Consider the following 7,768-nt stretch of genomic DNA (forward strand, 5'->3'; position numbering starts at 1 on the left):
AGCGTCTCGTCTGCCGATCTCATTCTGGGGCGGGCGAGGCCGATCCGCCTTCCGAGCCCGACCTTCCAGGAAGCGGATCGGCAGCCGTCAGCCAGGCTCGGCCGCGTTGGACTTCTACCAGATGCGGTTGATTCCTTCGGGATGGCGGATCTGGGCTTCGCTCAAGCGCCGCGCGGGCTTCCGATACGGGCTCCGCTTCCATCAAGCGGAGCCCGTATCAGCCCTCCGCGGACGGGCGTCCCCGCGACAAAACCGACCGCTATCGATGCGGGCTCGGCCGCGTGAGCCAGGTCTTCGGCCGGACGACAGAGGGCGCGCGGGCCGTATCCTTGCTGGCCTCAACCGACGCCCGTCGGGCCGTCGATCACGCGGCGCACGCGCCGAGCCAGTTCCATCCGCTTGTAGGGCTTATTGATCAGCTCGAACTCCGTTCCGCCCGCATCCGTGCGCTCCAGGGACGCCTCGGCGTAGCCGGTGGTCAGGAGCACCTTGATCTTCGGCTGCCGCTCACGGGCCGCACGTGCCAGCATGACGCCGTTCATCCCGCCCGGCATGATCAGGTCGGTGAAGAGCAGATCGATGCGCCCCTCGCCGTCCAGCACCTCCAGGGCGGGTCTCGGGCCGTCCACCACGATGACCCTGTAGCCAAAATCCTCCAGGATCGTGCCAGCGGTCGCTGCCACGTCCGGCCGGTCGTCCACCACGAGGATCGTTTCGGTGCCATGCCGGTCGGCCGCGCGCTGCGAGACCTTGCGCTCTTCCTCGATCTTCTGGTCCGAGGCCGGGAAGAGGAGCCGCACGGTGGTGCCGTGGCCGACCTCGGAATAGATCTTCACCGATCCGCCAGACTGCTTGGCAAAGCCGTAGACCATCGCCAGCCCGAGGCCGGTACCCTTGCCCTCGCCCTTGGTGGTGAAGAATGGCTCCATCACCCGGGCCAGGATCTCGGGCGGCATGCCGGTGCCCGTGTCGGTGACCGAGACCACGACGTAGGCGCCTGGTCCCACCGTCTTGTAGAGCGCGGTGTCCTCGTCCTCGATCAGCAGGTTCTCGGTCTTCACGGTCACGGTGCCGCCGTTCGGCATCGCGTCGCGGGCGTTGATCAGCACGTTCAGGAGCGCGACCTCGGCCTGGGTCGGGTCGATGCGCGCGGTCCAGAGATCCTCTGCCGCTAGCACCCGCAGCACGACCTGCTCGCCCAGGGTGTGCTCGGCCAGCTCGCCCATGTTCTGGACGAGGCCGTTGATGTTGAGCAGCCGGCCCTCCAGGCGCTGCTTGCGCGAGAAGGCCAGAAGCTGGTGCGTGAGCTTGGCGGCGCGCTCGGAGGCGTCCCGCACCGCCTCACCCGCGCGACGCATCCGTCCGACGTCGATGGTGGGATGGTCGATGAGCGCCAGCATCACCTCGTTGTGGCCGGAGATGACCTGCAGCAGGTTGTTGAAGTCGTGCGCGATGCCGCCGGTCAACTGGCCCAGGCTCTCCATCTTCTGGGCCTGATGCAGCGACTCCTCGGCATCGCGGCGGCGCGAGACGTCGAGCTGCGAGCCGAAGAAGTAGACCAGATCGCCCTGGCGGTTGAACACCGGGCTCACGAACAGGGCGTTCCAGAAGGAGGAGCCGTCCTTGCGGTAGTTCAGGATCTCGGCGGCGAACTCGCGGTGCTCGGCAATGGCCAAGCGCACATCGGCGACCGTCTCGCGGTTGGTCTCGGGGCCCTGGAGGAAGCGGCAATTGGTGCCGACCAGCTCCTGGCGGGTGTAGCCGGTCATGCGCTCGAAGGCGCGGTTGGCGAAGATGATCGGATTGTCGGGCTGGTGCGGATCGGTGACGATCATCGGCATGCGCGTCGTCTCGACGGCCGCGAAGAAGATATCGTGATGGACATCCTCGACGCCGGACGGCCCGCTGCCCGAGACCGGTGTGCGCGGCCCCTTGTTCGGGGGCTTCTCGGGAGATGACGTCATCGGTTGCGGGACCCTCCAGGATCCGACCCGAGCCGGAAGGGACCCGAACCTTGGCGATGGCCAGACCGTACCATACCGACGCTTAAACGTGCGTGCGCACCCTGGCCGTTCCACCGGGCATGGTGACGCAGTCAAACCAAGTGTTGAAGACGAGCTGACCGTCCAGCCTCGCGCGCTCGATCTCCAACCCGACGAGCAGGAAAAACATCGCCAACGAGCGCTGTCCGCCGAAATGGAGGCCGATTCTGCGAAAGGGAGCGCGTCAAAGCAAGGGCGCTAGGAGGCGACCTCGAAGGATGTTTCCGACAGTTGAGGCTCAAGAGATTTCGGCTGTCCCAGCGCACGTTCGACCATGTTCTCGATCAGCTGGGGCAGGGACGCATCGGCTTCCAACATCGCGGTGAAGGATACGGATGAGGCATTGAACACAAAGCCCCCACCTGGGAGATCCTTGCAGACCATGGATGCCCCGCCCTCAGCATTTTCCCCCATTGCAAGCAGTTGAAAACCTTCAGAGCTTGGGCGGATCTTGTCGGTCTCATGCCCGGATCCGCCCGGATGGGCCGATGTCCCATCTCCACGGCCGAAATATCCATTGGATTGAAGCTCAGAGCAATTCGAAAACAGCCAATGATCCGGCTCGATAACTCGGTATCCCGCGAAAGTCTGATATCCTAAGGCATCGTAGCCAGCGCCGATCAGGCGCGCTGTTTCATCTATGTTGACCATCTGGTCAATCACCTGGAGACCAGATTCTGTCCGCTGAACGCGACGATAGATGTTGTTTCCTGATAAGAACGCGACAGATGTTCCTCTGCTGATGAGATTGTTTAGGGCAGATATACCCAAATCCGACCAATATTCGCTATGGGTATTGAAAAAAACGATTTTTGTTGAAGATTTGTTGATGTCAAAATTTTCGACGTCTTCGTCGCTGGCGACCGAATATGGAATCCCCAGTTTGTCTAGAGAGCGCAGAAGGCAGAGCTCTCCGCGATAGAGATGGGATGCGCCGATCTCGCGATCGGACTGCAACGCCCTGAGCTCGTCGTTGATGTTGTGGAGGGGACGTCGCTTGGGCAATGGGACCGTCGGGATGACGATGCGGTCTGACAATCTGAAGCAACGCCCGGTGGATTGCAATATGAAGAACAGAGGACGGAGGGGAAGCGGAATTGCGCCACAATAATAATTTGATATACCGCCAAATTTGTTATATGCACTCCAAGTGTTTGTGCTCGATACGACGATTACAGATCTCCATTCATGCCGCACAAGCATCGGGATGCGGTACATCTGCGCGGCTTCATCCTGTGGGATAATATCGACAATGTGTGCGCCATCGCGAAGATTTGATAAAGGAATTGTGACCGGATCTGACCAATCCAGTCCGCCCCAGACGTCAAAGCAAGCGCTTTGAGCATGACATGGGAAATTTGGAGACCGCCATTCCGGGGCGTCATTTTGTGTTGCATGACGGACCGAAACGTAGAAGGGACCCTTCGCATGAACATAGAGTTCTGCTGCCAGGTTGTTTGATGTTTTAGACAAATATCCACAGTAATTTGGCAATTTAACAGATTTTACCCAACGCATTCTGCCTGATTTAGCAGATATTATAAAACAGTAGATATACTGCGTTCCAGCAATGAGAAGTGCGGCGCATATAACCCCTGCAATAGCGATAATCGTATCTGCGCCAATAGCCAAAGAAGACAGGGCAAATTCTGATTTCTTCAAACCTATTTCTGGCATCCTTTCGACTCCCCGGAAGCGTTTATCGGAATGGGATTTGAATGCTGAAGTCTGTCGTTTCCCTGATTTAGACTGCCGAGCGTAGTGCAAAGAGAATCGTCAAATCAATCTAGCCAACAAAACCGCTCGAAATGTCAAGGTGCCATCGTGGACCCGGGCAGTATGTGCCAGTACGCAGTCGGAGGTACAAAGCAGCGTGTGGAGCGGATTACGATACGGTGGCTGCGGCGCGCTGGCCCACTCGGCACCGGTTTGGGTGGTCAATCCTGCGGCTCGCGCCTGAGGCGGAAGCGCGGCAGGTATGGCGGGCGACCATCCGAGCCAATCGGCATCGAAGTTTAGCCAGGATTGCAGTCGGTGATCGATTATCGTCTCTGTGCAGAGACCGTGCATGAATAGATGTGTTCGATGGTGCAGTCTCCTCCTGCGCGTGGAAGAACGCGCGATGAGCCAGGTTCGTCATGGGTGCGCCACGACGACAGCGGCACTCCGTCGAGCGATACAGCGTCGTGACGCAAGCCTGAGGACGCTGGTAGCGCTGCGGCATCAATTCGAAGACTGTCGTCAAGGAGAAGGCGCGCTCCTCGACGGCTGGCCGGAAGACGGGCCCGAGCGAGCCTAAGAGCACCTCACCAAACTCCTGGCGGCCGGGAGATCTCCTCTGGGCACGACGGCGTTGCGGGAGTTCTGTGCGAGGCTCAAAGTTCGCGGTGCTATCGGCCGAGGACGAGGCCGGGATCGTCGTCTTCCGTCGGCGATCGTCGTCTTCCGTCGGCATGCTCTGCTGCCGCTCGACGACTGCCTCTGCGCCCTCCAGCCGCCGGTCCTCGAGGGGAACTGGTACCTGCCGGCCGCGGATTCCGCATCCCGCCCGAGCCTCTTGGCGATCGAATCAAGAGCCTACAGACGGCGGTGCGTGTCGCTGTCGACAAGGGTTGTTGCCGATGTCGCCGCACACTCGCACTGCCCATCAGGAAAAAGCAGGCCGATCGGCTCAGTGCGCCGGGATAGAGCACGGGCCTAGTGAGACTCTGTGAACGAGTGGCAAGGTGTTTCCAAAATAAACCCAATCGGAGAATGGCGGCTCAAACCCGATCATAGCCCAGCAGAGCCTCAGCCGCTCTTCCGATCGCTTGCGAACATGCGGGCCGCCGTGACTCAAGGTCTGGATGGGATGGAATGCAGGACTTGGCCACCCGTCCGAAAGCAGAGGTATCAGCCTGAGCGATACGGATCTTCCAGCCCACATGCCTACAGATGTTCATCTGAGGGTTACTCGATGGCTTGCGGGGCAGGAGCAGTCTGCAGTCTTACGGTTGACGGCACTGATCGCACTTCGCTCCACCACGAAGTCCGATAAAGATAAGAATAATCTGTTCCCTGCTGTTCGTATGAGGAAATAATCAACCCGATTTCGTCGTAAATACAGCGTAAATGCGCATTGACCTGCCGATCTGTCGCTGGGCATCTTTGCATGCGATGCCGAAGCCTTGATATGCCTCGAAGGGCATGATCGGAGCCGTCAGCATCTCGCCTCCTGCCCATCCGGAAACTCCGTGTCACCGCCGCTCATTGCCCTCGACGAAATCGATTTCCGGCACGGGACGCATTCTGTCCTGAAGGGCGTATCGCTGCGCATCTTAAGTGGTGAGAGCCTCGGTATTCTTGGGGCTTCCGGCGTTGGCAAGTCGACGCTTCTCCAGATCATGGCCGGGCTCTTGGTCCCCGCGGCGGGGACCGTGCAGATCGCGGGTGTTCCCGTGACGAAGCCGGTTCAGGACGCCACGGTGATGTTCCAGCGTCCGGCCCTACTGCCCTGGGCAAGCCTGCTCGACAACGTACTTCTGCCCGCCCGCCTCACGGGGCGCCTGCGCCGAGACCGGGCGGCGATCCGGGTCGAGGCGCTGCGGATCCTCGACGAGGTTGGCCTCGCGGACCGGATCGACGCCAAGCCGCACCAGCTCTCGGGCGGTCAGCAGCAGCGCGCGGCGCTTGCCCGTGCGCTCGCGAGCGCGCCGCGCATCCTGCTGCTCGACGAGCCCTTCTCGGCTCTCGACTCTGAGATGCGCAGCGCCCTGCGCGCCGATGTCCGCCGCCTCGTGCGCGAGCGTGGGCTGACCCTCGTGATCGTCACGCACGACCTTGCCGATGTCGCGGCGCTTACCGACCGCGCCATCATCCTCGGCGGCCGGCCGGCCCAGGTCGCACACGATCTCGCCCTCGGCCCTGATGCCGAGGCCGAACTCAAGTCCCGCTTCGGGACCCTCAACCACTGCGCCGCCTAACCGGAACGCACACGATGATCGCCCCCGACGACCTATCCGCGCTCTGGAATCAGGAATGGACGCGGGCCGACTGGACGCGCCGCGACACCCTCGACGCGCTCGCCCGCGGCGGCTTGGCGGCGCTGCTCGGGACTGGTTCCCTTGCGCTTTCAAGCCGGGCCGCGCACGCGGCCGACGACGAGACGGTGCGCATCGGCTACCTGCCCATCACGGATGCGACCGCCCTGCTGGTCGCCCATGCCAAGGGCTATTTCGAGGAGGCGGGCCTCAAGGTCGCCGAGCCCGTGCCGGTGCGCTCGTGGTCGGCCCTCGTCGAGGGCTTCGCGGCGGGCAAGTTCAATCTTGCCCACCTCCTGAAGCCCATCCCGGTCTGGATGCGCTACAATAACAAGTTCCCCGTGAAGATACTGGCCTGGGCCCACACAAACGGCTCCGGGATCGTCGTCGGGGGCAAGAGCGGAATCGCCGATTTCAGAGATCTCGCAGGCAAGCGTGTCGCAGTGCCGTACTGGTACTCGATGCATAATGTCGTGCTGCAATACGCCCTGCGGGAATCGGGCGTGATCCCGGTGATCCGCGGAGATGCGGGGGCCAGCGAGTGCGCCCTGCAGATCCTGCCGCCGCCCGAGATGCCGGCCGCGCTCGCAGCGGGCAAGATCGACGGCTACATCGTGGCCGAGCCCTTCAACGCCCTCGGCGAGATCAAGGCCGGCGCCCGGATGCTGCGCTTTACCGGCGACATCTGGAAGAACCATCCCTGCTGCGTCGTGGTCGCCCACGAGCGCACCACGGTCGAGCGCCCGGACTGGACGGGCAAGGCAATCGACGCGGTGGTGCGGGCCCAGATCTTCGCCCGCGCCAACAAGGAGGAGGTCGCGCGGCTGATCTCGAAGGACGGCCGCGGCTACCTGCCGATGGCGGGCGACGTGGTCGTGAAGGCCGTCAGCGATTACGGGCCGGCCTATGCGGAGAGCGGCGCGATCCGCCATCCCGAATGGGCGGCGAGCCGCATCGATTTCCAGCCTTGGCCATACCCATCGGCGACCAAGCTCATTGTCGAGGCAATGGGCCGGACTCTGGTCGAGGGCGACGCCGCTTTCCTCAAAGGCCTAGACCCCGACTTCGTTGCTCGCGACCTCGTGGACGATCGCTTCGTAGCGGCCTCCCTGAAGCGCTATCCCGAGGGACTGGTGTCCGCCGCATCCGCCGACCCATATGTGCGCACCGAGGTTCTTGCACTGTGACCGCGGCACCGGCAGAGCCTCTCCTGGCTGTCGCATCCGCTTCCGCGGTCGAACTGCTTCCGCGGCGCTCTCGCGCGAGGCCGGCTTGGCTGCTCGCGCCACTGGCCGGGCTCGCGCTTCTCGGCGCAGTCTGGTTCGCTGCCGGCCTGATCCTTGAGAGCGATTCGCGCTACGGCGCCTTCACGGGCTTCGCGCCGGTGCCGGCGCTCGGCGCCTTCATCGACCTTCTTCGCTCGGGAGAGGCATGGCGCGCGTCGGCACCCAGCCTCGCACGTGTCGGCCAGGGCCTCCTCTACGCGTTCATCGCCGGCGCGCCGCTCGGCCTCCTCGTCGGCAGCCTCCCCCTCGTCGAACGCGCCCTGCAGCCGCCCTTCCAGCTTCTGCGCATGATCTCGCCGCTCGCCTGGATGCCGGTGGCAGTGCTGAGCTTCCCGAGCTGGGATGGGGCGATCGTCTTCCTGATCGCCGCTGCCGCGGTCTGGCCGATCCTGTTCTCGACCGCGGCCGGGGTGAAGCGGGT

The 7,768-nt window shown here is 62.8% G+C and carries 5 protein-coding genes and 1 pseudogene; 4 read left to right on the forward strand and 2 right to left on the reverse strand.

Features of this window, described 5'->3' with window-relative positions:
• Positions 1-338 precede the first annotated feature (338 nt).
• Together MET9862_RS18715 and MET9862_RS18720 are read right to left on the reverse strand one after the other, a co-directional pair.
• Entirely contained in the window at positions 339-1,964 is a 1,626-nt protein-coding gene (locus MET9862_RS18715; RefSeq protein ID WP_142584407.1) for a hybrid sensor histidine kinase/response regulator, read from the reverse strand.
• A 276-nt stretch (positions 1,965-2,240) separates the two neighbouring features.
• The gene (locus MET9862_RS18720; RefSeq protein WP_142584408.1) at positions 2,241-3,719 is read right to left on the reverse strand and encodes a N,N-dimethylformamidase beta subunit family domain-containing protein; all 1,479 of its coding nucleotides are present in this window, start codon (positions 3,717-3,719) and stop codon (positions 2,241-2,243) included.
• A 445-nt stretch (positions 3,720-4,164) separates the two neighbouring features.
• Between MET9862_RS18720 and MET9862_RS30775 the strand changes: the two are divergent.
• From MET9862_RS30775 to MET9862_RS18735, 4 genes and pseudogenes are all read left to right on the forward strand, one after another.
• Positions 4,165-4,545, forward strand: a pseudogene (locus MET9862_RS30775) (hypothetical protein); the annotation flags it as partial.
• Positions 4,546-5,275: 730 nt separating this feature from the next.
• Positions 5,276-6,004: an ABC transporter ATP-binding protein gene (locus MET9862_RS18725; RefSeq protein ID WP_142584409.1), complete on the forward strand. Its 729-nt coding sequence runs from the start codon at positions 5,276-5,278 to the stop codon at positions 6,002-6,004.
• A 14-nt stretch (positions 6,005-6,018) separates the two neighbouring features.
• Positions 6,019-7,248 carry an ABC transporter substrate-binding protein gene (locus MET9862_RS18730; protein WP_142584410.1) on the forward strand — a complete coding sequence of 410 codons (1,230 nt, stop codon included), beginning with the start codon at positions 6,019-6,021 and terminating at the stop codon, positions 7,246-7,248.
• Positions 7,245-7,768 (forward strand): ABC transporter permease (locus MET9862_RS18735; RefSeq protein ID WP_368773573.1); only part of this gene is annotated, 524 nt, incomplete at its 3' end. The genes MET9862_RS18730 and MET9862_RS18735, both read left to right, overlap by 4 nt.

It is taken from the genome of Methylobacterium symbioticum, assembly GCF_902141845.1.
GTDB lineage: Bacteria > Pseudomonadota > Alphaproteobacteria > Rhizobiales > Beijerinckiaceae > Methylobacterium > Methylobacterium symbioticum.

Excerpts from the sequence above, each read along its gene's own strand:
- MET9862_RS18715 (WP_142584407.1), bottom strand. The coding sequence starts at position 1,964 with ATGACGTCATCTCCCGAGAAGCCCCCGAACAAGGGGCCGCGCACACCG.
- MET9862_RS18720 (WP_142584408.1), bottom strand. The coding sequence starts at position 3,719 with ATGCCAGAAATAGGTTTGAAGAAATCAGAATTTGCCCTGTCTTCTTTG.
- MET9862_RS18730 (WP_142584410.1), top strand. The coding sequence starts at position 6,019 with ATGATCGCCCCCGACGACCTATCCGCGCTCTGGAATCAGGAATGGACG.